This is a genomic window from Bacillus sp. AC266 (assembly GCF_979253805.1).
Genome location: NZ_CEEDEC010000002.1, coordinates 112,078 through 134,658, shown reverse-complemented (window position 1 = coordinate 134,658; position 22,581 = coordinate 112,078). Strand labels below are relative to the sequence as shown.

The following is a 22,581-nucleotide window of genomic DNA, read 5'->3' as shown; positions in this document are numbered from 1 at the left end:
AAAACTCCCTTAATTCCTTAAGGGAGTCCAGCAAATGAATCCATATTATCTGTATTAGGGACAGCTTGCGATATACTCGACACATTTGCACCTTGCCCCATATTTGTTCCCGTTACAGTACCAGCAGGGGTACCTCGTGTATAGGTTGTCGTCACCGAATCTCCCGGTTGTAAACAAAGCTTCGTCTCCGTCCCTATTACTGTAACAACGTCAATCCAAGTGCAACCCGTTGAACCACTATACGATTTCGTAGCAGTAAATGAAGTATCACTCAAATTGTCACCTGTAAATATATTCCCAGTATTATTAACGATAATAAATTCTTTAATACGTGCAGGCATACTTACACTCTACCTTTCCTTTATGCACCTAATGTACGTGTACTCGTCGCTAATGGCGGAAGAAACACTGATGTTCTAATCACAGCTTCTGGCTGTCGTTTCCCATTTAAAAACACAGCCGCACTCGATCCTCCAGCACCAGCATATATTTTTGCCACAGCTAAAGGTGAGATATCATAACAGTCGCCGACATTAACAGCTCCTGTATTATTAATAATTTTTACTTTACGCATGTTAATTCCCATTTCCCCTCCCCCTTTTGTATACTGTATGCAAAAGAAAAAAACTTGAAACAGACTCGTTTCAAGTTTTTGCAGCTACTTATTTAGTTTCGCCTTCATATTGAAGCATACCGCCAACCATATTCACTGTTTTAAATCCTTGCTCATTTAAATAATGGCATACATTTTCACTACGCATTCCCGAACGGCAAATAAAGATATATTCATTCTCTTTCTCAAAGAAATCTACTTTATTTGGAATATCGCCCATTTTAATATGTACAGCTTCCGGAATTTTCCCTGCCGCTACTTCTTCATCTTCCCTTACATCTACTAAAAATAATGTTTCTCCATTTTCTAAACGCTCTTGCACTTCTTCTGTAGTAATTGTTTTTACTTCTGTCATATGTAGTTCCTCCTTATATACAATAAAACCTTCAGTTTCTTCTTTAAACAATCATTTCTCATCAATTTTAGCATGCGAAGGAAGGAACGCAAAGAATGGAACATTTATTTCTCAATTTCCCCGCAAAACTTATTCTTTACAAACATAACTGGCCCATTGTATCCTCAATATACTTGTTTGATGAAAGGAGCCAGTTAAAATGACACTTTTTCTTTTCATTATGGGCATCATTTTCTTAGTTTTTGCAGTTATTGCTCTTAGTATGAAAAATAATAAAAAGATAAAATCCCCTCAAGAAATGTCATTCTTATTTCTATTACTTAGTATAGCTTTCTTCGGTTTATCAGTCGCTTCATATATTTTCCGTCTGCAAATCATGTAAAAAAAGGTGCCTACTATAAATCATGCACCTTTCCACATTAATTATTTCCTACACAAAACTAGATACTTTCCGATTTAAAAACTCGTAAACTTTCTTTTCAAACAAATGAACATCTAATGCCCCAGCCATATGCCCATTTATACTTTCTATCTCATATACTTCTGCATATTTCCCCTGTTTTTGCAAAATGTCTACCATTTTATAATTATAACGAGGTGGCTGAAGTAAATCTTGTTTGCATGGAATCATGAGTACATTCGCTTCTATATTAGAAAGAGCCTCTTCTAAAGAAGAAAATCCATGCGCAATATCATGTAATAAGACTGCTTTCGCAGTGTACATCCACGAATTTGCATCTACTAAATCTATACTTTTGCATGTCACTTTATTAATCTCTTTCTCAAATGATGTTAATGCAGAAAATTCCTGATAAGGTGCCATTTCTATACTGTTCCGTGGGAATGCCATTTCATAAAAATGTTCATCAAACGCATTCATAAACATCATTCGATTTGCTAAATGAAGACCCTTCGTTGGCTGCTCTTCTCCATACTTTCCACCTTTCCAGTTTGGATCAAGCTGAATTGCTTCAATCGCATTTTGCGCTACATTTCCCGACGTTATAATTGGATTTTGTGGATTCGTAATAACTCCAATCACTCGCTCTACCATATGAGGATAGTGAACAGCCCATTGCTGCGCAATCATCCCACCTGCCGACGGTCCCATTACAGCATGTAGCCTAGCAATCCCCATATCTTTTATTAACTCATATTGCATACGTGCTACATCTAAAAATGTGAAAACTGGAAAATCCATCGCATACTCAAAACCAGTCATCGGATTTATCGATTTTGGTCCCGTTGTAATTACGTAGGGATTCTTCACCTGTACATTACAAAGGTTATCAGTGCATATAACGAAATATTTATTTGTATCAATTGCTTTTCCAGGCCCAATTAATCCATCCCACCAACCAGCTTCCTCATCATGCTCTGTATATTTTCCTGCCGCATGACTTGTTGCACTAAAATAGTGACAAACCAAAATCGCATTTGATCTTTCTCTATTTAAAGTGCCATACGTCTCATACCCCATTTGAACAGGAATTCCCCTGCCATTTTCAAACACAAATTCTTTTAAAACAAACTTCTCCTTTTTTACAATTTGCACAGACTCGCCTTCTTCCCGTCATATTATGAACTGCTTACTAAAGGATTTTTTCTATACAAACCAATCTCCTTCTTCTTTTCATAAATAAATGAATAATATACAAAATTAGCCACAAAATAGCACTATATTACAAGATCAAAGAGGGCATACATATGATTTGGAATTGGTTACGTAAGAAAAAAAACTCAAATACAAAAGAGACAGATGATTCGAAACAACAGCCGGATGATCAAAAGGAACATAACAAAGATAAGAATGGCGAGCCAAAAAGTACGGAACAAACTGAGGATAATTCTCAAAATAAGCAGCAAAGTTCTAAACAAGAGGATAATTCTCAAGGTAAGCAGCAAAGTTCTAAACAAGAGGATAATTCTCAAGGTAAGCAGCAAAATTCTAAGCAAGATGATAATTCTCAAGACAAACAACAAAATTCTAAACAAGAGCATTCTTCTCAAAACAAGCAACAAAGTTCTAAACAAGAGGATAATTCTCAAAACAAACAGCAAGGTTCTAAACAAGAGGACTCTTCTCAAGACAAACAGCAAAGTTCTAAACAAGAGGATTCTTCTCAAGACAAACAGCAAAACTCTAAACAAGATGATAATTCTCAAAACAAACAACAAAGTTCTAAGCAAGAGGATTCTTCTCAAAACAAACAGCAAGGTTCTAAACAAGAGGACTCTTCTCAAGACAAACAGCAAAGTTCTAAACAAGATGATTCTTCTCAAGACAAACAGCAAAGTTCTAAACAAGGTGATTCTTCTCAAGACAAACAGCAAAATTCTAAGCAAGATGATACTTCTCAAAACAAGCAGCAAAATTCTAAGCAAGATGATACTTCTCAAAACAAACAGCAAAGCTCAGGAAGTAACAGCATTTATGACTTTAGCAAACCAGAAAGTGACCATATTCATTCTCTACAAGATTTAATAGAGAAGATGAAACAGTCTAGTGACTTTGTTAATTACCATACATCTGACGATGACACGATGCCTTATTGGATTTCTTACTATCGTCCTTCACTTGATGGTGAGAAATTGCAAAAGTATTTAATGCCTACTCTAATGGAACGTCCTTGCGCTCCATTAGAAGAATTAAAAGAACATATTCCGATGAGTGGTATTACAATTACGAATGACTTACAAAAAATTGAGGACATGGTTTTAAAAGGACATGCAATTATTCAATTAAATCAGCAAGATCAAAAGTGTATGCTTGCAAATATTGCAATTGATAATTATCGTGCACCAACTCCTCCATTAAATGAATCAACTGTTATCGGACCTCAAGAAGGCTTCGTAGAGGATATTGATACGAATATTAATTTAGTACGAAAACGCCTTCCTGTTTTAGATTTACACACAAAAGAGATGATTATTGGAGAGTTTTCAAAAACAAAGGTTGTCATGATGTATTTAGACAACCTTGCCGAAAAAGATAATGTAGACTTTCTAGAAGAATCACTTCGAGCTCTTGAATATGATCAAATTAACGATAGTGCTTATATACAGGAATTAATGGGTGAAAAGTCAATTTTTCCTCTCTATATAAATACAGAACGCACTGATAGAGTCACAAAAGCACTTATTGATGGAAAAATCGCTATTTTTGTTGATGGTTCTCCAAGTGTCCTATTAACGCCTGTATCATATTTCGATTTTTTCATTTCACCAGAAGACTATAACGTATCTTGGCTATACGCGACATTTTCAAGAATATTACGCCTTATCGCAGTTCTATTCTCAATTTGTGCCACACCGCTATATGTCGCTATTTTAAATTATCATTACGAGCTCATTCCAAGTGATTTGCTTGAAACATTGATTTTATCAAGGGCACAAGTACCCTTCCCACCTTTAATCGAGGCGCTCTTTTTAGAATTAGCCATTGATTTATTAAGAGAAGCTGGCGCGCGATTACCAATGAAAGTTGGACAAACACTAGGTATTGTAGGCGGTATTGTAATTGGGCAAGCATCTGTACAAGCTGGTTTAACGAGTAATATTTTATTAATTATCGTTGCTTTATCAGCGTTAGCTTCCTTTATTACGCCCATTTATAAAATGGGTAACGCCGTTCGTTTACTACGTTTCCCATTTCTCGCATTTGCAGAAATAGGTGGGCTCTTCGGTATATCTCTTGGATTTATCTTTTTATTTACCCATTTGTTTAGACTTACTTCTTTACGTAAGCCGTACGCTCTCTTTTATCCAACGAGACAACAATCCTTTAAAGATTCTTGGATTCGTTTTCCATTAACAATGATTGATACTCGAGATGTTCAAGCAAGACCGCAACACGTAAAGAAAGCAACTAATGGAATTTCTACAAAACATACGTCAGATTTTGATGATTAAGAAATGAGGTGCATCGATGAGTAAAATTAAAGCAGAACACCAAATATCACCCGTCTTCGTTTTCTTTTTAATTCACGGTGCACAATTTGGTGCTGGTGTTCTCGGATTCGCTCGAATCATTGCAAAAGCCGCTGGATACGACGGCTGGATGGGTGTTCTAATCACAGGAATCTGTATCCATATTCTTATATGGATGATGTATTTCTTATTAAAAGAAACAAACGGGAATTTAATCGACTTACATCGGCAAACATTTGGAAAGTGGCTAGGAAACGGCATTAATATCATCTTTGCTGCTTATTTTTTAATCGTCAGTATTTCCGTCATTCGAACATACGTTGAAATTATTCAAGTGTGGATGTTTCCTACCGCTTCCACTTGGATGTTAACACTATTTTTATGCTTAGTTAGCTATTACATTATCTCTTCTGGATTTCGTGTAATTACCGGCATTTGTGTCATCTCAGTTGGTGGTACATTAGGATATTTATTTCTTAGCCTATTCGTTTTGAAATACTCTCATTGGCCTAATTTACTCCCTATATTCACACATTCTTTTTCAGATATTTTAAAAGCCGCTCAACTGTCAATCTACAGTATGACCGGTTTTGAGGTTTACCTCATGGTTTATCCATTTGTGAAAAACCCTAAACAATCTCATAAATTCGCTCAATATGGGGCACTATTTTCAAACCTACTATATTTATTTAGTACCCTTTTAGCCTTTGCGTTTTTTAGTGAAAAACAATTATTAAAAACAATATGGTCCCAACTTTCTATGACCCAAGTCATTCAATTACCATTCATAGAAAGGCTAGAATATATTGCAATTTCAGCTTATGCACTCGTTATTATTACAAGCTTTATCCTTCCTTTATGGTCGGCAACGAGAGCAACTCACGAAATATTCCGTGTAAAACAAAGAGGTGTTCTAATCGCTTTCATCTTTATCACTCTCATTGTTTCACAACTTTTAACAAACAGGCACGATATTAATAATTTTATTAGTAACGCATCAAAAGTTAGTTTTTGGCTCATTTATGTATACATCCCAATCCTATTTATTATTGTGTGGGTGAAAAGAAAATGGAAAAAATCAAAAGCAAATTAATACTCATTTCTTGCATAACACTCTTTAGTCTAACTGGGTGTTTACAAAAGAATATTATCGATGACGTACACCTTATCCAAGGAACTGTCTTTGATGTAGCAAAAGATAATAAAGTAAAAGTGACATTTGTTTGTCCTATTCAGCAAAAAGGTAACAAAGTTCAAGTTTTTGAAGGTACGGCAAATGCTGTAAAACAAGTAAAAGCAGATACATCTTTAGAATCTTCTCAACCATTCGCTAGCGGACAAATGCGTGTTGCTCTATTCACCACCAGAATTGCCAAGAAAGGAATGGTTGCTTCCTTCGATACATTAATTCGCGATGTAAACATTGGGAATGCCTTATATGTTGCTTTACTTGAAGGTAATGGCACTGAACTTTTAAAAGGAAAGTACACGACTTCATCCAACGTTGCCATTTATATAAAAAAAATGCTAGAACATAATATGGAAACTGGTCCTCTACCAAAAGATAACCTGCATTTAGGAGCATTCCGTTATTATCGAGAAGGACAAGACTACTATATTCCAATTTTAAAAAAGCATGGTGATAAAATAAAAGTCATTGGAATTGGCCTTTTTAAAAAGGATAAATATGTTGGTAAAATTGCGGAAAAAGATATGTTTATATTCAAAGGACTTTTAGAGAAACATAAGTTGGATTCACATGAATTTAAAGCAACTCCTGGGTACGTAATGATTAATAATATTCGTTCTGTTCCAACATACGATATAAAAATAAAAAATGGAAAGCCTTCTTTTTCCATTCATGTTAAGCTTGATGCTCGTATTCAAGAAGTATCGAAACAAATTAACTTAGAAAATGCAAAGAACACAAAAAAGATTGAGAAGGCCGTCCAAAAACAATTGGATATAGAAGGTAACAAATTAATTAAGCAATTCAAATCTTTAGGCGTCGATCCTCTCGGGCTAGGAGCTAAATATAAGCAACATTATCGTCCATTTAAATTAGAAGAGTGGAAAAAAATGTACAAAGATGTCCCTGTTAACATAAAATACACCATAAATATTACAAATTCTGGTGTGATTGAATAAGTTAACGATTGAACTCCCCTCTCTGGCATGGTACAACGGAGAGGGGAGTTTTTATTTTTAAATAGAGAAAAGGGATATTTACGGGGGAGCTTATGTCTAAAAAATTAGTAAAGCCTATTTTAAATGGTATTTTATTTCTCGGCGTCTTTTTATTTGCTCATACATACTTAAAAAATGTTTCTTTCACACGTTATTTACTTGTAGTTATACCAATGCTACTCATCGGAATGTTTGGCATCGATCTTATTTTATCCGTTTTAATTAAGAAAGAAGAATAACGAGCGAACATCTTATTTCTCATAAGATGTTCTTTTTATTTAATAACTACCTTATGTTACAATAAAATTCGGCATAACGTAAGAAAGGATGAAACAACATGACAAACGAAAAAGGTTTAGATAAAGGATACGAACTTGTTGCAAAAATGCATGAAGAATTCGGACATCCTGTGACAAGTACTCCAACAAAACTAACAGAAGAGCGTGCAAAAATTCGTGCTAGCTTTATGCAAGAAGAGCTAGAAGAATTTCTAGAAGCAACAACTGTTGAAGATCAATATGATGCACTTATTGACCTTATTTACTTTGCATTCGGAACGTTTGCAGAAATGGGCGTACGTCCAGATAAAGGATTCGAAATTGTAAACAATGCTAACATGGCAAAACTATTCCCTGATGGAAAGCCTCGATTCCGCGAGGGCGACGGCAAAATTATGAAACCAGAAGGATGGCAAGCACCGGAACCACAACTTCGTGCGGAAATCGAACGCCAACGTCAAGAGGCAGAAAAAAACTGCTAGGATCTCCTAGCAGTTTTTTATTATGTCTTTTTTCCTTTGGTCTATTAATGACCCACGTGTCCCGCGTGTCCTGCTGCTCCTGCAGTACCAGCTGCTGCTCCTGCTGCCGTCCCTGCTCCAATTCCACCTGCCCAAGGCTGTTGTTGCTGCTGATACTGCTGGTATTGTTGTTGACCTTGATGTTGTTGTTGACCTTGATGATGCTGTTGACCTTGATGATGCTGTTGGCCTTGGTGATGGTGTTGGCCTTGATGATGGTGTTGACCTTGGTGATGGTGTTGACCTTGGTGATGATGTTGGCCTTGGTGATGCTGTTGGCCTTGGTGATGATGTTGACCTTGATGAGTTTGATAAAGGACAGCCTGCGGGTGAATTTGATGATGACCTTGGTGATGTACTTGTTGCTGATGGTGGCCGTGGTGTTGATGATGACCATGATGACCGTGGTGTTGATGCTGGCCTTGGTGACCATGATGACCATGGTGTTGATGCTGGCCTTGGTGACCATGATGATGTGTTTGATAAAGGACAGCCTGCGGATGAATTTGATGATGACCATGATGATGTACTTGTTGTTGATGATGGCCATGATGCTGATGATGGCCGTGTTGTTGATGATGACCGTGATGCTCATGATGTACATGATGACCGTGATGACCGTGATGCTCATGATGCACATGATGACCGTGAACACCTTGAGGAAAGCCGCCGATCCCACCTGCTACAACACCAACGCCAGGTACAGGAAATCCTGTTTGTACACCGCCAACGAAAGATGGGAATGTAGTTGGCATACCTACAGGAACTCCTCCTTGTGCACCTCCTACTAGTGCCGGAAATCCTGTTTGCGCTCCAGCTACTGACGTTGGAAATCCTGTTTGTACACCCGCCACTGACGTCGGAAATCCTCCAGCTGCTCCTCCCATCCAACTTGGAATTCCGCCATATCCGTGTTGACCATCTCCTCCCATGAACATCATTTGTCCATAACTATCCGATCCACCTCCGAAGAAGCCATGTGGTGCATTATTGTCCATCCCTTTCATTCCTTTCACCTCTTCTGTTCAATTTAACCTACCTTTTTTATCATATTTTCTATAGAAGAATAGGTGTTTGTCTATATGGGAATTCCGCGCCTTTTTCTTCGTTCTTCATTCATGATAAACTAAATTAACTGATTATTTTTTCAAAGGGGGCATTTCCATTGGAGAACATAGCAAAAGCTTCCATCGACGATTTAGATTCAATCTTACATATAGATGTTGATCTAATCGGAGACGATAGTAGACGAGATTATATTAAACACGCTATTGATGAAGGAACCTGCATCATTGCAAAAGAGGACAATTCCATTTCTGGTTTTCTAACATACGATACAAATTTCTTTGGTTATACTTTCCTCTCATTAATCATTGTTTCGCCAACGAAAAGAAGACAAGGTCATGCAAGCTCATTAATCTCATATATGTTAAGACATTCTCCTACTCAAAAAATATTTTCTTCAACGAACAAATCGAATACAAATATGCAAAAAGTTTTTAAAGCAAATGGATTTATGCGTAGTGGAATGATCGAAAACTTAGATGAAGGTGATCCTGAGCTTATTTTTCACGCAAAAAAGCTCAGAGCATAAACGCTCTGAGCTTTTATTAATAATTAATTAGTTTGCAACAACGTTAACAAGTTTTCCAGGAACAACAATTACTTTACGAACTGTTTTTCCTTCAATTTGTTCTTTGATTGCCTCAAGTGCAAGTTGTTCCATTTCTTCTTTTGATGCGTCTTTACTCATTGTTAGTTTTGTGCGAACTTTGCCCATAATTTGAACAACGATTTCAACTTCATCTTCTACAAGTTTAGACTCATCAAATGTTGGCCAGCTTGCATATGTGATTGTTTCACTGTATCCAAGTTTGCTCCATAGTTCTTCCCCGATGTGAGGTGCAACTGGTGCAATCATTTTTACGAAACCTTCTACATATTCTTTCGGAAGTGTTTCAGCTTTGTATGCATCGTTGATGAATACCATCATTTGAGAAATCGCTGTGTTGAAGCGAAGCTCTGCATAGTCTTCTGTAACTTTCTTCACTGTTTGGTGGTAAGCTTTTTCAAGCTCTTTATTTGGTGCATCAGTGATTTTCTCACTTAATTCACCGTTATCTTGAATGAATAGGCGCCATACGCGGTCTAGGAAGCGGCGAGCTCCGTCAAGACCATTTTCAGACCAAGCGATTGAAGCGTCTAATGGTCCCATGAACATTTCGTATAGACGAAGTGTGTCTGCACCGTGGCTTGCTACAATATCATCAGGATTTACAACGTTACCTTTTGATTTACTCATTTTCTCGTTATTTTCACCTAAGATCATACCTTGGTTGAATAATTGTTGGAACGGTTCTTTCGTTGGAACTACACCGATATCATATAATACTTTATGCCAGAAACGAGCATATAGTAAGTGAAGTACAGCGTGCTCTGCTCCGCCGATATAAATATCAACTGGAAGCCATTGTTTTACTTTTTCAGGATCTACAAGTGCTTCGCTGTTGTTTGGATCGATGTAGCGTAGGTAGTACCAGCAGCTACCAGCCCATTGTGGCATTGTATTTGTTTCACGACGACCTTTTTTACCAGTTTCAGGATCAACAACATTTACCCACTCTTCAATGTTTGCAAGTGGTGACTCACCTGTACCTGAAGGACGAATGTTTTCTGTTTTCGGAAGAACTAATGGTAATTCTTCTTCTTTCACAGCTGTCATTGTGCCATCTTCCCAATGGATTACTGGAATTGGCTCACCCCAGTAACGTTGACGGCTAAATAACCAGTCACGTAGACGGTATGTTACTTTTTGATTTCCTGCGCTTGTTACTTCAAGCCATTCAATCATTTTTACAATTGCTTCTTCTTTATTTAAACCATCAAGGAATGCTGAGTTTACGTGTGCACCACCACCTGTGTACGCTTCTTTCGTAATGTCTCCGCCTTTTACAACTTCCTTCATTGGAATATTGAACATTGATGCGAATTCATAGTCACGCTCATCGTGAGCTGGAACCGCCATTACAGCACCTGTTCCGTAAGTTGCAAGAACATAGTCAGCGATCCAGATTGGTAACTTCTCACCATTTACTGGGTTAACTGCGTAAGCACCAGTGAATACACCAGTTTTCTCTTTCGCAAGTTCTGTACGCTCTAGGTCACTCTTCATTTTTACAGAATTAATGTAAGCTTCTACAGCTTCTTTTTGTTCTGCTGTTGTAATGTCAGCAACAAGTGCATGTTCCGGAGCAAGTACACAGTATGTTGCACCAAATAGTGTATCAGGGCGCGTTGTGAAAACTGTGAACTTCTCATCTGTACCGTCGATGTTGAAGTGTACTTCTGCACCTTCAGAACGACCAATCCAGTTACGCTGCATATCTTTTAAGCTTTCTGGCCAATCAAGCTCATCTAGATCTGCTAATAGACGATCTCCGTAAGCTGTAATTTTTAACATCCACTGTCTCATCGGACGACGCTCAACTGGATGTCCACCGCGCTCACTCTTACCGTCAATGATTTCTTCGTTTGCAAGTACTGTACCAAGTGCTGGGCACCAGTTTACAGGTACTTCATCAACGTAAGCTAAACCTTTTTCAAATAGTTTTAGGAAGATCCATTGTGTCCACTTGTAGTAGGTTGGATCTGTTGTATTTACTTCACGATCCCAATCGTAAGAGAAGCCTAATGCTTTAATTTGATTACGGAACGTATTAATATTAAGCTCTGTAAATTCAGCCGGGCTGTTCCCAGTATCAAGTGCATATTGCTCTGCTGGAAGACCGAATGCATCCCATCCCATTGGATGAAGAACGTTATATCCTTGCATACGCTTCATACGAGATAAAATATCTGTCGCTGTATAACCTTCTGGATGACCTACGTGTAAGCCTGCACCTGATGGATATGGGAACATATCTAGTGCATAAAATTTTGGTTTTTCTGTTTCATCTGGCGTACGGAATGTTTTATTCTCTTCCCAATGCCCTTGCCACTTCTTCTCAATTTCTTGATGATTAAAGCTCATGAGATACCCTCCTTGAAATTCTATTTATTTTCACCGCCCAAAATACAAAAAACCTCTCATCCCTAGAAAGGGACGAGAGGTTATAGATTCCCGCGGTACCACCCTAAATTAATGTAATAAATACATTCGCTTAGATCCGTAACGTGGATTAACGGCAATTGCTACTAATGATTTCACAACTGCAACTCAAAGGCGAGTTCATAACGAAACGTGGATTGACTTGCACCGACCGTCAACTCTCTAAACCAGCTTCTATTATTACTATTCCTTCTCACTGTTATTACAAATATGAGTTAAGTGAACTACCCGCCACTTAGTATCTCTTACGAGCTTACTTGAAGTGGGGGCTTCTCGGTTAATCGTTACTTTTAATAGCTAACGAATTTGTCTTAGGACAGCCGAGCTACCTCCCTTGTTCCAAAGGTTATTTTGTTACTATTTATTTAAATATATTCTAAAACATGTTGCATGTTCCGTCAAACTAAACTGCAATTTTTTCTTCAACTGTTTCTTCTACTTTTACTCGTCTATCATAAATACTCGTTGCTATAAGCGCTACTACAAGCATTACCATGATCGCTATAAACAATACTTCCATATTGTATAAATCAACAATTGCCCCGCCAACGACCGGTCCGAACATTTTTCCTACAGTCGCTGCGCTATTTACAACCCCTTGATAAAATCCAAGTTTATCTTTCGGTGCAAGTATATTTGCAATAGTCGGAACTGCCGGCCATACGAATAATTCACCAATCGTTAATGTCACCATCGCAACAAGAAACATCGTAAATTGCTGCGCTTGGCTTAAAACAATAAACGACGCCGCAAAAATGACGATTCCAATCATAATTTGTTGTTTTAAAGAACGCTTCATCCAGCGAATTAACATACTAACAAGTGGCTGCGCACAAACAATCATCGCTCCGTTTATCGTCCATAATAAACTATAATGGCGGAGGCTAATATCTAATTCTCGCATATGAGTCGCAATTGCCCCTTGCCACTGTACGTATGTAACCCAGCATAAAGCATATGCTACACATACGATTAGAAGCGCTTTGAAGCCAGGTGTAAGTGACCAACCTTTTTTCGTTTCGGCTTCTTTTTGTACCTCTTGCTCTTTTTTTGCTTCCATACCACGAAATCCAATAAACGCAATTAAGAAGAAAATAAAATATAAAATAAAGTTCGCTAAGAAAATATAATCAAAACGATAAGACGCAACTAATCCACCGCACGCTGTTCCAATCGCAATCCCAACGTTTTGTCCAACATACATTGCATTGAACGCTCGTCTCCCGCCTTCTGGCCAAACCGTACCGACCATCGCATACATCGATGGAAACACCATTCCAGAACCGAATCCGATTAATGCTAGCCACACAACATATAATGGCCAACCATGGAAAAATACAAGACCTAAAATCGATACAAGTGTAATGACAATCCCTACTAAAATTGATTTATAACCGCCCCATTTATCAAATAAAACACCGCCGAGCAAGTTTCCGATTACACCAGTAAGCGAGTTGATCATTAATACCATTCCGGCTACTGATAAAGATTTCCCTAAACTATCATGTAAGTAAATTGTATTAAAAGGCCATAAAAAAGAAGCACCCGTGACATTAATAATCATCCCAGCTACTAATAGCCATACTTTCCTTGGCATAGTCTCCCCTCCTATTCTCTTTTTTTCGTTCATATATATAACAGTAAAATTGTAGTCGTTTTTAAATAGGAAGGCAACTGATTAATAGTTGATGAAATTCAGATAATAGCACAAAGACGATTAGAATGTATTCTAATCGTCTTTGTAAAATATTAATCTATAAATAATGGAATCGTTCCCTCGCGAAAGGTTATCCAACTTCCTTTTTACGTTTTGCACTTTCTTTCGCACTCCATTTAAATACTTTGTCTAGTAGAGAGTATATTCTCCCAGACTCCTTCGTTAATAATGGTCCTAACGACGCCAATATTAAAACATATAAAGCTGAGAATGGTTTAATCGTTGCCATTAAGCCACCCGCTATTCCGAGATTCGCGACAATAATGGAGAATTCCCCACGTGATATAAGTGTTAAACCGATATTCGTAGAAGCCTTATGCGATAACCCGGCTTTACGCCCTGCAATCATTCCAGCTGTAAAATTACCGATGAGAGTAATGAAAACTGCTCCTAATGCCAACCATACTGCTCCTCCAAGTGAAAACGGATCTATACTTAAACCGAAGCTGAAGAAAAATATAGCTCCAAAGAAATCACGAAACGGGACGACGAGATGCTCGATCCGGTCACTATGCTCTGTTTCTGAAAAGACGAGTCCTAACAATAAAGCCCCAATCGCTTCCGCAACATGAATTGTTTCTGAAAATCCTGCTACAAAGAATAAAATAGCGAATATTACGATAATAAAAATTTCGTTTGACGAAATATCTAATACTTTATTTAGGAACGGCGTAGCTTTTCTAGCGATTACAAAGAATAGGAGCATATACCCTACTGCGATTAACACCGATGTAAGAGCACCTACAAATGATGTTGCACCTCCGAGTACTAATCCTGAAACAACTGATAAATATACAGCTAAAAAGATATCATCAAACATAATGATTCCTAAAATTAGCTCTGTCTCTTTATTACCAGATCTTCTTAAATCAACGATTACTTTCGCTACAATTGCACTCGATGAGATTGTAATAATTCCAGCAATAATTAATGTTTCTAGTAAGGGGAAGCCCATTATATATCCATAAAGTAAACCTAATATGAAATTAAGCGATATATGAACACTACCCCCAAAAGCAATCGACTTTCCTGATTTAATTAATTTTTTTATTGAGAATTCTAAACCTAAATAGAATAAGAGGAATATGACGCCAACACGGCCGAGGAAGGAAATAACTTCTCCGCTTTCAATAAACCTTAAATCGATAAGTCCTAAATCTGGGGCATGAGGCCCCACTAACATACCGAGTATAATGAGAAACGGAATAATCGAGAACTTTAACTTCGCAGCGAGGATAGCTGCAAAAGCTACTAATACTAACGCAGTTCCAACTTCCAAAATTAAAGTATCCATCGATTAGGAATCACCTCCTGCCGAAAGTAATTCCTTAATGATTCTTTTCACTTCATGTCTTTCGCCCGATAATACGAGCATATCGCCAGCTTCAATGATAGAATCTGGGCCTGGATTAAAGAACTTCTTCATATTCTTTTTCAAAATAGCAATAATCGTTACGTTATACGTTTTTCTGACATGTAAGCTACCAATTGTTTGTTGTACTACTGGTGCATTATTCTCCACCTTAAACCATTCAATTGATAATCCTTCAAAAGCCATCTCAATTGTGTCTAGCGCTTGCGGCCTATATACCATTCCGCCTAATATAGCCGCAATTTGTCTCGCTTCAGAATCACGAAGAGAAATGCTTGAAATACTCTCATCGTGATCCGCATCAAAATGATACATTTCTCTTCGGCCATCATCATGAATAACGATAACCATTTTTTCATTACCTTTTGTTATCACTTCGAATTTACATCCAATGCCCGGTAGTTCACTCTCTCTAATATTCATATTTTCCGCCTCCTAAAGTTTTTAGTTACGGGTTTTACAAATCTACATCAATCTCTGTTTTAAACTTCTCATCTTTTGAGATTCCTAAATACTTGAGCGTCTCTGATGGAGTTGCGTGATGAAAATGCTTTTGCAATAGCGCAATCGCTATTCCTCTTTTGTACGCATGAAATCCAAATGTTTTTCGCATTGAATTCGTTCCAATCTTTCCAACAATCCCAACCGCTTCAGCTGCGCTATGGATAACACGATACGCTTGTTGGCGCGAGATTGAATTTGTCGTTTTATTAGATTGAAATACGTAGTTTTCTCTTTGAGCATCAATAGATTGTACGTAATCTAAAAGGGCTTCTTTTACTTTTGTATTTAAATAAATATCTTGTTTAAATTTTTCATCTTTCACAGGAAGAGAATAGAACTCTTTAACAGTTCCATCTTCATTCAATACCTCTTCAAATTTCATACTAAGTAGCTCAGTGATCTTTAATCCAGTGTTAATTCCAATAACAAATAAAAGATAATCTCGCTGCGAGTGCTCTTTTAAGTACTTTTTCATAGCCTCAATTTGGCTTATATCTTTTAATGCCTCTACAACTTCCATACATGTATCTCCTCATCTTATGAACGGTAATTTTCTCATTATCCTGTTCATTTTACCTTATCATGCTATGAGATTTCCATGTATTATCCATTATTTTCACAATATACGACTTAGGTCTGACAATTTTTCATTTGGAAATTTATGATTGTACAAATACGGTGTGGGTAGAAAAATAGGGGATACAAGTTCAGCTTCTTTCTATAGATCGAATTCCTCCTTTCGTTTTCCAGTTACTGATACTCACATATTATGTTACTTATTTACATTATATTATATATTTCAGTAACATTAAAGTGTTTTTTCTGAAAATATAAAAAGCCGAGCACTTTCACTCGGCTTTTTACCTATTAATCTTCTTTTGGAAGAACAATTCCTTTATACAATTGAACTGTAATGAAGTAATAAATCGCATAAATAACTACGAAAATTACGATTGGTACCCAAATACGGAAGTAAGGATCCATTAAAATAAATCCGAAAATATTCATACCAACTAATACGTGAGCGATCCCCACAATTGCTGGGAATAAGAATACTAAGAATAACTCTTTATAAATTGATTTCGTTAATAACTCACGACGCACACCGATTTTGCGAAGCATTTGATAACGCGTAATATCTTTTGATGCACCAGAAAGAATTTTAAACATTAAACAACTTGCCATCATTGCTAAGAACGCAATTCCAAGGAAGAATCCCATAAATACTGTTCCACTCGCAATGCCGTAGAATCCATTGTAAGATTGATATTTACTATCTAATCTTTCAGCTTTTACATTTTTATATTTAACTAGCTGCAACTCGTCAAGTTTTTTCCATTCTTTTGTGTATGCTACAAAATCGTCTGTTTTTCCAGTAACTACGATTCCTTCTTTACCATTTACAGTATCGTACATTTTCTGATCTACAATTTTAATTGCATGATCTTCATATAGATAAAATGGCTGAATTGTTCTGAAAGCCTCGTTCCATTCTTCTGGAAGTTCTTTAGCACTCGCATCTTTTTCATTCATTTCTCTAGAAACTGCACCTACTGGTAGTTCCTCTGAAACTTTCTTTATTTTTCCTAAATCCTTCATACTTTCCATCTGTTTTGTATCTTGTACGAAAGGAGGGTTTTTCTCTAAATCTTCTTTTACATAATAAACGTATTTATTATCAACTTTGTAACGATATTCATTTTTCTCTTTAAATGTAATACCATCTAAAATTTTCTTTTCTTCAGCTGTTGGGTTATGAATAACTGAATCATATATTACTAAACCATCAACCATTTTTATAACGTTATTTTTAAACGCCATACCACCTGAAATTGCACCCGCTCCAAGAGCAACTAACATCGCTACCGTTGCAAGTACTTTCGTTAAGCTATTTATACGGAAATTTAATTGTGCAAATGTAAAAGCATTAAGTCCTTTTTCACTACGTTTTTTATTACTCTTTAACTTTCTAATGATAACTGGGAGAAGTGATCCAAATAGCATGTAAGTACCAGTTGTTGTTGTAATTAATGCAATAAGGATTCCCATTTCTCTTAATTTTTCCATGTAAATCATTGATGCATAGCCAATTCCTAATAAAATAACAGCAAGGATTGCAACGACACCTGTCATTTTACCTTTTACTGCAACACGCTCTGTTTGTGCATCTGCATGTACAAGTTGCAGTACTGAAATACGTGATAACTTAATACTGTTCATAATTGCTGATAATACAAATAATGCAAAGAAGAAAATACAAGTAACAGTCATAGATGGTAGATAAAATGCCTTATAGCCTTCACCAGCAAATTCTAATTGTTTCATTAATAACTGTCCGATACCTTCTGCAAGTCCTACACCAACTGTAAGTCCAATCGCAAGAGACGCAGCACCTAATACAATCGTTTCAATAAACATAAGTAATGTAACTTTATGCTTTTTTGCACCTAACATCATGTACATACCAAACTCTTTTTGACGAAGAGATAATAAGAAAGAGTTTGCATATAAAATGTAGAAGAACGTTATAATTGCTAATAAAAATGAACCTGCTTGGAATACGAAACCAATAGACTTAATAACAGAATTGGATTCGATAAACGCTTTATTCAGCGCTAACGTTTGGAACATATAAAAAATTGAAATCGACATGACAAGACCAACAAGTAAGACAATATAATCTTTCAGCTTACTCTTTAGCCCTGACATGGAAAGTTTAAATAACATGCCCTAGACCTCCCTTCTTACGCTTTTTGTGTGCCTAAGTCCGCAAGCACATCTAAAATTTCTTTATAAAATTCTTCACGCGTACCACCGCGGTGAATTTCTTTATATAGCTCACCATCTTGAATGAATAAAATACGCTGACAGTAACTTGCACTATATGGATCATGCGTAACCATCATAATAGATACGCCTTGTTCTTCATTTAAGTTTGTCATCGCATCAAGTAAACTTGCTGCATTTTTCGAATCAAGAGCTCCTGTTGGCTCGTCTCCTAAAATAATTGCCGGCTCATGCACTAGTGCACGTGCTGCTGCTGAACGTTGTTTCTGTCCACCGGATACTTCAGTTGGATACTTTTGAAGAATTTCTGTAATCCCTAACATATTCGCTACTTTCTCTACTTTCGGTCCAATATTACGTGATGAAACACCTTGAAGTGAAAGTGGAAGTGCAATGTTCTCATAAATAGATAAGTTCTCTAATAAGTTGAAGTCTTGGAAAATGAATCCTAACTTTTGCGAACGGAAATCAGAAAGCTCACCTTGCTTCATTTTCGTAATGTCCGTACCCGCAATTTCAACAACGCCACCCGTTGCTTTATCAAGCGTTGAAATTACATTTAATAATGTCGTTTTACCAGAACCAGATGGTCCCATAATACCAACAAATTCACCCTCTTGAATTGAGAATGAAACACCTTTTAACGCATGTGATTGGTTCTCACCTTTTTTACCGTACACTTTTTGAACATTTTTCACGTCTACAACTGGTTTCGTCATATATATCCTCCTACGCTTGTTTTTCCATTACCTATTTTGCGCCTTTTGGAGGTGAACTGCTATTTATTAACATTACAATTACCTTACACTTTTGTAAGAAAAAAAACTGAGCATGTAAGCTTAGTTTTTTCATTAGTAAATGCAATTTTATCAGCGATTTTTCAACTATATCGACTTACCGACAAAAGATGACAATAAAAATAGACTGTTTCGCATGTGGAACAGCCTATTTCCTACTCTTATTTCTTTAAAGGCGTTACCGTCCAATACGTAATAACACGCCAAATCCATTCTAATGGACCCATTTTAAAGATTTTCATCCAAATCACACTGAAAATAATTTGAATTGCATAAATTACGATACACACATATAGCGTCTGCATGTACGTTAAGTTTCCTGCAAAATTAAATACACTGCCTGCAATTAAAATCATTGCAGTTTGTCCAATATAATTTGTTAAAGCCATACGACCATAATATTTCAGTGGCGCTAACAAAGTTTGAACTGGTTTTAATTGAAGTAGCAAAACTAATGCTCCGACATAGAAAGCTGAAATAATTGGTCCAACTGTAACACCAATTTTTAAAAACTGACCTGCAGCATCCATTGTTCCATCCTCAGTCATAAGTATCATATTTACAAATGGATTAGCAGGAACGTGCCCATATTGATACCATAAAGCTATCACACTTAAAACAAACATAACTCCTGTAAAAATAGCGACTTGCTTTATTTTCGCTGAAAGATTTTCAAATACTTTGTACTGTCCTGCAGCAAGACCTAATAAAATTAAACCTAATGGTAATAATTCCTTAGCTGCCATAATACTAAAAACTATCGTAAGAATAAGACCAATTACTAAATTTATTTGCTTCTTCACTTTATAAAATGGTAAAGTGACTAATCCACAAATTGCGTATAACGCTAGTGCTTCCCCAGGCTGAAACATTTGATGAATCAAACCAAAAATAAATAGTGCAACTAAGCGGCGTAGAAATAGAACATATCCATTCTTCCCTTTCGCAATTGCTCTTGTAATGAAGATATAGAATCCTACTCCAAATAAGAATGAAAAGATTGAGAAGAAACGACCTTCTACAAATAAGTATAGAAACCTTTGATAACTTGCATCCACTGTACTAGGATCTGGAACTTTAATATTCAGTAGTGCAAGAATATTTACTAAAATAATCCCCAGTAATGCGAAGCCACGAATGTAATCTAACTCTTCAATTCGTTTGTTTGTAATATTGTTCCCCATAATACAACTCCTTGTCCAAAATTAAATCCTCCCTCACTCTACTGGAAAAGTAAGCTTACAACTATCGACAAACCTTACAGAAATCTTACATTATTGTCATATAGCAAAATAAAACCAGGTCATATTGCGACCTGGTTTACTCTGATTGCTTTGATTTTTGAGGTTGTCCCTTTTTACTATTACGCTGTTTCACTTGAACAACTGGATCAAGTTCATTTGAAAACTCAGCGTTATGTCCATTTTGCGTTTTTTGCTCTGGATTATTTTGATCTGAACGTTTCGCCATTACATTCACTCCTTATTAGTGCGGTGTAATAATCATTTGATGTTGCAATTGGCGAATTGCCATACGTGCTCTATTTAATTGCTCACGTTGCTCATCATTCGCATGTTGTTGCATCGTTTGTAAATCATTATATGCTTGTTCTAATTGCAACTGAGCATCCGAATACTCCATCGTATTGTAATGCTCCTGTCTCATGCCTTGGTCTAATTGTTCTTTCGCATATTCCACCGCTTGTTCTGCCTGTGTAATATACTCTTCAAGTGATTGACGCTCTGCCATAATTGTCCCTCCTTGCTTCAATTCCCCTTTAGTGTGTCCCTTCCATATGAACCTTATGAGTATGTTATAATGGATTTTGTTTCATTTTGACTCGTCTTAGGAGGGAAAATAATGAAGGTTCAAAACCCTTTTCCATATACAAATGACAATAAACGTTATCATACATGGAATTACCACTTACGAAATGAATTTGGTGAAAAAATCTTTAAGGTTTCATTAGATGCTGGCTTCGATTGCCCGAACCGTGACGGTACAGTCGCTTACGGCGGCTGCACGTTTTGTAGTGCTGCTGGATCTGGTGACTTCGCTGGCGATCGCCGCGATGATGTTATAACGCAATATCATGAAATGAAAGAAAAAATGCGCTCAAAGTGGAAAGACGGAAAATGTATCGCTTATTTTCAGGCTTACACAAATACACATGCACCACTTGAAGTGTTAAAAGAAAAATTCGAACCGCTTCTAGCAGAAAAAGACGTTGTCGGTCTTTCTATCGCAACTCGTCCAGATTGTTTACCAGACGATGTCGTTGAATATTTAGCGGACTTAAATAAACGTACGTACCTTTGGGTTGAACTCGGACTACAAACTGTTCATGAACGCACTGCAAATCTTATTAACCGTGCTCACGATTATCCATCTTATGTGGAAGGCGTAAATAAATTACGCAAACATGGCATTAGAGTTTGCTCTCATATTATTAACGGTCTTCCCCTTGAAGATTACGACATGATGATGGAAACAACTCGTGAAGTAGCAAAACTTGACGTACAAGGAATTAAAATTCATTTACTTCATTTATTAAAAGGTACGCCAATGGTGAAGCAATATGAAAAAGGACAACTAGAATTCTTATCTCTTGAAGATTACGTAAGTCTCGTTGTTGACCAACTTGAAATTATTCCAGAAGACGTAATTGTGCACCGCATCACAGGTGACGGTCCACCTGATTTAATGATCGGTCCAATGTGGAGCTTAAATAAATGGGAAGTATTAAATTCCATCGATGCAGAATTTGTACGCCGCGGAAGCTGGCAAGGAAAATATGCAAATGAGGAGAAACAAAAATGAAATTAGAACGTGTATTACCGTTTGCTCGCTCGCTGCTGCAAACGGCTGTTAAAGAAGGCGGTTACGCAGTAGATGCAACGCTTGGCAATGGACATGACACTTGCTTCCTAGCTGAAATCGTTGGGGATAACGGAAAAGTATTTGGATTTGATATTCAAAAAGAAGCAATCGAAAGCTCTACTATCCGCCTAAAAGAAAAAGAACTTTTCGAACGCACTGTTTTAGTTCACGACAGTCACGACACACTCTTATCCGTATTACCAGAAGATGCAAAAGGAAAAGTAACAGGCGCAATTTTCAACTTAGGTTACCTTCCAGGCGGTGACAAGCATATCGTCACAAAACCGAACTCAACTCTCTCGGCTATCGAACAATTACTAGGCGTAATGGCACCAGAGGGTATCATCGTCCTTGTTATTTATCACGGTCATCCAGAAGGACAAGTAGAACGCGACGCTGTTCTCAAATTTGCAGAAGAATTAGACCAAAAACAAGCTCACGTACTGCGATATGGCTTCATTAACCAACAAAATAACCCGCCATTTATTGTAGCGATTGAGAAGCGATAAAATATCAATGATTCGACAAAACA

General features: G+C 37.0%; 24 protein-coding genes and 1 other annotated feature. Of the genes, 9 read left to right on the top strand and 15 right to left on the bottom strand.

The annotated features are described in order from the left end of the window. Positions 1-17 precede the first annotated feature (17 nt). The 3 genes from AC0IXC_RS08160 to AC0IXC_RS08150 all read right to left on the bottom strand — a co-directional run bounded on the left by AC0IXC_RS08160 (position 18) and on the right by AC0IXC_RS08150 (position 968). A complete protein-coding gene (locus AC0IXC_RS08160) occupies positions 18-341 on the bottom strand; it encodes a hypothetical protein (RefSeq protein WP_471652814.1) in 324 nt (107 codons plus the stop codon). 20 nt (positions 342-361) lie between these two features. Continuing rightward, a complete protein-coding gene (locus AC0IXC_RS08155) occupies positions 362-586 on the bottom strand; it encodes a spore germination protein (protein WP_000512595.1) in 225 nt (74 codons plus the stop codon). A 76-nt stretch (positions 587-662) separates the two neighbouring features. Next, positions 663-968: a rhodanese-like domain-containing protein gene (locus tag AC0IXC_RS08150; protein ID WP_000141214.1), complete on the bottom strand. Its 306-nt coding sequence runs from the start codon at positions 966-968 to the stop codon at positions 663-665. Positions 969-1,167: 199 nt separating this feature from the next. Between AC0IXC_RS08150 and AC0IXC_RS08145 the strand changes: the two genes are divergently transcribed. Beyond that, complete coding sequence (locus AC0IXC_RS08145) at positions 1,168-1,350, top strand: hypothetical protein (protein ID WP_002015640.1); 183 nt, start codon at positions 1,168-1,170, stop codon at positions 1,348-1,350. Between the two features lie 48 nt (positions 1,351-1,398). On the opposite strand, the gene AC0IXC_RS08140 is transcribed toward AC0IXC_RS08145, so the two are convergent. Then, the gene (locus AC0IXC_RS08140) at positions 1,399-2,523 is read right to left on the bottom strand and encodes a homoserine O-acetyltransferase family protein (RefSeq protein ID WP_061689112.1); all 1,125 of its coding nucleotides are present in this window, start codon (positions 2,521-2,523) and stop codon (positions 1,399-1,401) included. Between the two features lie 152 nt (positions 2,524-2,675). Between AC0IXC_RS08140 and AC0IXC_RS08135 the strand changes: the two genes are divergently transcribed. The 5 genes from AC0IXC_RS08135 to AC0IXC_RS08115 all read left to right on the top strand — a co-directional run bounded on the left by AC0IXC_RS08135 (position 2,676) and on the right by AC0IXC_RS08115 (position 7,845). Then, on the top strand, positions 2,676-4,880 hold the full coding sequence (locus AC0IXC_RS08135) for a spore germination protein (RefSeq protein ID WP_341087233.1): 2,205 nt from the start codon (positions 2,676-2,678) through the stop codon (positions 4,878-4,880). Between the two features lie 16 nt (positions 4,881-4,896). Beyond that, a complete protein-coding gene (locus tag AC0IXC_RS08130) occupies positions 4,897-5,991 on the top strand; it encodes a spore germination protein (RefSeq protein WP_326997189.1) in 1,095 nt (364 codons plus the stop codon). Further along, the gene (locus AC0IXC_RS08125; RefSeq protein ID WP_326997190.1) at positions 5,967-7,046 is read left to right on the top strand and encodes a Ger(x)C family spore germination protein; all 1,080 of its coding nucleotides are present in this window, start codon (positions 5,967-5,969) and stop codon (positions 7,044-7,046) included. The genes AC0IXC_RS08130 and AC0IXC_RS08125 overlap by 25 nt, the downstream gene beginning before the upstream one ends. Before the next feature lie 92 nt (positions 7,047-7,138). Continuing rightward, positions 7,139-7,324, top strand: a complete 186-nt coding sequence (locus AC0IXC_RS08120) for a hypothetical protein (protein WP_002129504.1) — start codon at positions 7,139-7,141, stop codon at positions 7,322-7,324. Positions 7,325-7,422: 98 nt separating this feature from the next. Continuing rightward, complete coding sequence (locus AC0IXC_RS08115; protein WP_002034433.1) at positions 7,423-7,845, top strand: pyrophosphohydrolase domain-containing protein; 423 nt, start codon at positions 7,423-7,425, stop codon at positions 7,843-7,845. A gap of 44 nt (positions 7,846-7,889) precedes the next feature. Here the strand turns inward: AC0IXC_RS08115 and AC0IXC_RS08110 are convergent, their stop codons facing one another. Further along, positions 7,890-8,891 (bottom strand): VrrB protein, encoded by a 1,002-nt coding sequence (locus AC0IXC_RS08110; RefSeq protein ID WP_471652813.1) that lies wholly within the window; start codon positions 8,889-8,891, stop codon positions 7,890-7,892. 158 nt (positions 8,892-9,049) lie between these two features. Between AC0IXC_RS08110 and AC0IXC_RS08105 the strand changes: the two genes are divergently transcribed. After that, entirely contained in the window at positions 9,050-9,478 is a 429-nt protein-coding gene (locus tag AC0IXC_RS08105; RefSeq protein ID WP_098636411.1) for a GNAT family N-acetyltransferase, read from the top strand. A gap of 27 nt (positions 9,479-9,505) precedes the next feature. On the opposite strand, the gene leuS is transcribed toward AC0IXC_RS08105, so the two are convergent. The 10 genes from leuS to AC0IXC_RS08055 all read right to left on the bottom strand — a co-directional run bounded on the left by leuS (position 9,506) and on the right by AC0IXC_RS08055 (position 20,918). Then, positions 9,506-11,914, bottom strand: a complete 2,409-nt coding sequence (gene leuS / locus AC0IXC_RS08100; RefSeq protein ID WP_113770940.1) for a leucine--tRNA ligase — start codon at positions 11,912-11,914, stop codon at positions 9,506-9,508. Positions 11,915-11,979: 65 nt separating this feature from the next. After that, positions 11,980-12,198, bottom strand: a binding site (T-box leader). A 197-nt stretch (positions 12,199-12,395) separates the two neighbouring features. Further along, complete coding sequence (locus tag AC0IXC_RS08095) at positions 12,396-13,589, bottom strand: MDR family MFS transporter (protein ID WP_002089089.1); 1,194 nt, start codon at positions 13,587-13,589, stop codon at positions 12,396-12,398. Positions 13,590-13,779: 190 nt separating this feature from the next. After that, complete coding sequence (locus AC0IXC_RS08090) at positions 13,780-15,003, bottom strand: cation:proton antiporter (RefSeq protein WP_471652812.1); 1,224 nt, start codon at positions 15,001-15,003, stop codon at positions 13,780-13,782. 3 nt (positions 15,004-15,006) lie between these two features. Next, the gene (locus tag AC0IXC_RS08085; protein ID WP_060750062.1) at positions 15,007-15,504 is read right to left on the bottom strand and encodes a cation:proton antiporter regulatory subunit; all 498 of its coding nucleotides are present in this window, start codon (positions 15,502-15,504) and stop codon (positions 15,007-15,009) included. 34 nt (positions 15,505-15,538) lie between these two features. Continuing rightward, the gene (locus AC0IXC_RS08080; RefSeq protein ID WP_060750063.1) at positions 15,539-16,105 is read right to left on the bottom strand and encodes a tyrosine-type recombinase/integrase; all 567 of its coding nucleotides are present in this window, start codon (positions 16,103-16,105) and stop codon (positions 15,539-15,541) included. Between the two features lie 347 nt (positions 16,106-16,452). Further along, entirely contained in the window at positions 16,453-18,312 is a 1,860-nt protein-coding gene (locus AC0IXC_RS08075; protein ID WP_471652810.1) for an FtsX-like permease family protein, read from the bottom strand. Between the two features lie 17 nt (positions 18,313-18,329). Next, complete coding sequence (locus AC0IXC_RS08070; protein ID WP_002015692.1) at positions 18,330-19,091, bottom strand: ABC transporter ATP-binding protein; 762 nt, start codon at positions 19,089-19,091, stop codon at positions 18,330-18,332. Between the two features lie 239 nt (positions 19,092-19,330). Next, the gene (locus AC0IXC_RS08065) at positions 19,331-20,353 is read right to left on the bottom strand and encodes a DUF418 domain-containing protein (protein ID WP_471652809.1); all 1,023 of its coding nucleotides are present in this window, start codon (positions 20,351-20,353) and stop codon (positions 19,331-19,333) included. 136 nt (positions 20,354-20,489) lie between these two features. Continuing rightward, positions 20,490-20,639 carry a hypothetical protein gene (locus tag AC0IXC_RS08060; RefSeq protein ID WP_001129344.1) on the bottom strand — a complete coding sequence of 50 codons (150 nt, stop codon included), beginning with the start codon at positions 20,637-20,639 and terminating at the stop codon, positions 20,490-20,492. Positions 20,640-20,654: 15 nt separating this feature from the next. Next, complete coding sequence (locus tag AC0IXC_RS08055) at positions 20,655-20,918, bottom strand: YtzC family protein (RefSeq protein ID WP_002089099.1); 264 nt, start codon at positions 20,916-20,918, stop codon at positions 20,655-20,657. Positions 20,919-21,029: 111 nt separating this feature from the next. Here AC0IXC_RS08055 and mnmL point away from each other — a divergent pair, with 111 nt between their 5' ends. Both mnmL and mnmM read left to right on the top strand, forming a co-directional pair. Next, on the top strand, positions 21,030-21,989 hold the full coding sequence (mnmL, locus tag AC0IXC_RS08050) for a tRNA modification radical SAM protein MnmL/YtqA (RefSeq protein WP_002034421.1): 960 nt from the start codon (positions 21,030-21,032) through the stop codon (positions 21,987-21,989). After that, positions 21,986-22,558: a tRNA 5-(aminomethyl)-2-thiouridylate-methyltransferase MnmM gene (mnmM, locus tag AC0IXC_RS08045; RefSeq protein ID WP_471652808.1), complete on the top strand. Its 573-nt coding sequence runs from the start codon at positions 21,986-21,988 to the stop codon at positions 22,556-22,558. The genes mnmL and mnmM overlap by 4 nt, the downstream gene beginning before the upstream one ends. Positions 22,559-22,581: the final 23 nt, after the last annotated feature.

What these genes read in the sequence shown, in the direction of transcription:
- AC0IXC_RS08160 (WP_471652814.1), bottom strand. Translation starts at nt 341, where the DNA reads ATGCCTGCACGTATTAAAGAATTTATTATCGTTAATAATACTGGGAAT.
- AC0IXC_RS08155 (WP_000512595.1), bottom strand. Translation starts at nt 586, where the DNA reads ATGGGAATTAACATGCGTAAAGTAAAAATTATTAATAATACAGGAGCT.
- AC0IXC_RS08150 (WP_000141214.1), bottom strand. Translation starts at nt 968, where the DNA reads ATGACAGAAGTAAAAACAATTACTACAGAAGAAGTGCAAGAGCGTTTA.
- AC0IXC_RS08145 (WP_002015640.1), top strand. Translation starts at nt 1,168, where the DNA reads ATGACACTTTTTCTTTTCATTATGGGCATCATTTTCTTAGTTTTTGCA.
- AC0IXC_RS08135 (WP_341087233.1), top strand. Translation starts at nt 2,676, where the DNA reads ATGATTTGGAATTGGTTACGTAAGAAAAAAAACTCAAATACAAAAGAG.
- AC0IXC_RS08130 (WP_326997189.1), top strand. Translation starts at nt 4,897, where the DNA reads ATGAGTAAAATTAAAGCAGAACACCAAATATCACCCGTCTTCGTTTTC.
- AC0IXC_RS08125 (WP_326997190.1), top strand. Translation starts at nt 5,967, where the DNA reads ATGGAAAAAATCAAAAGCAAATTAATACTCATTTCTTGCATAACACTC.
- AC0IXC_RS08120 (WP_002129504.1), top strand. Translation starts at nt 7,139, where the DNA reads ATGTCTAAAAAATTAGTAAAGCCTATTTTAAATGGTATTTTATTTCTC.
- AC0IXC_RS08115 (WP_002034433.1), top strand. Translation starts at nt 7,423, where the DNA reads ATGACAAACGAAAAAGGTTTAGATAAAGGATACGAACTTGTTGCAAAA.
- AC0IXC_RS08110 (WP_471652813.1), bottom strand. Translation starts at nt 8,891, where the DNA reads ATGAAAGGGATGGACAATAATGCACCACATGGCTTCTTCGGAGGTGGA.
- leuS (WP_113770940.1), bottom strand. Translation starts at nt 11,914, where the DNA reads ATGAGCTTTAATCATCAAGAAATTGAGAAGAAGTGGCAAGGGCATTGG.
- AC0IXC_RS08095 (WP_002089089.1), bottom strand. Translation starts at nt 13,589, where the DNA reads ATGCCAAGGAAAGTATGGCTATTAGTAGCTGGGATGATTATTAATGTC.
- AC0IXC_RS08090 (WP_471652812.1), bottom strand. Translation starts at nt 15,003, where the DNA reads ATGGATACTTTAATTTTGGAAGTTGGAACTGCGTTAGTATTAGTAGCT.
- AC0IXC_RS08085 (WP_060750062.1), bottom strand. Translation starts at nt 15,504, where the DNA reads ATGAATATTAGAGAGAGTGAACTACCGGGCATTGGATGTAAATTCGAA.
- AC0IXC_RS08080 (WP_060750063.1), bottom strand. Translation starts at nt 16,105, where the DNA reads ATGGAAGTTGTAGAGGCATTAAAAGATATAAGCCAAATTGAGGCTATG.
- AC0IXC_RS08075 (WP_471652810.1), bottom strand. Translation starts at nt 18,312, where the DNA reads ATGTTATTTAAACTTTCCATGTCAGGGCTAAAGAGTAAGCTGAAAGAT.
- AC0IXC_RS08070 (WP_002015692.1), bottom strand. Translation starts at nt 19,091, where the DNA reads ATGACGAAACCAGTTGTAGACGTGAAAAATGTTCAAAAAGTGTACGGT.
- AC0IXC_RS08065 (WP_471652809.1), bottom strand. Translation starts at nt 20,353, where the DNA reads ATGGGGAACAATATTACAAACAAACGAATTGAAGAGTTAGATTACATT.
- AC0IXC_RS08060 (WP_001129344.1), bottom strand. Translation starts at nt 20,639, where the DNA reads ATGGCGAAACGTTCAGATCAAAATAATCCAGAGCAAAAAACGCAAAAT.
- AC0IXC_RS08055 (WP_002089099.1), bottom strand. Translation starts at nt 20,918, where the DNA reads ATGGCAGAGCGTCAATCACTTGAAGAGTATATTACACAGGCAGAACAA.
- mnmL (WP_002034421.1), top strand. Translation starts at nt 21,030, where the DNA reads ATGAAGGTTCAAAACCCTTTTCCATATACAAATGACAATAAACGTTAT.
- mnmM (WP_471652808.1), top strand. Translation starts at nt 21,986, where the DNA reads ATGAAATTAGAACGTGTATTACCGTTTGCTCGCTCGCTGCTGCAAACG.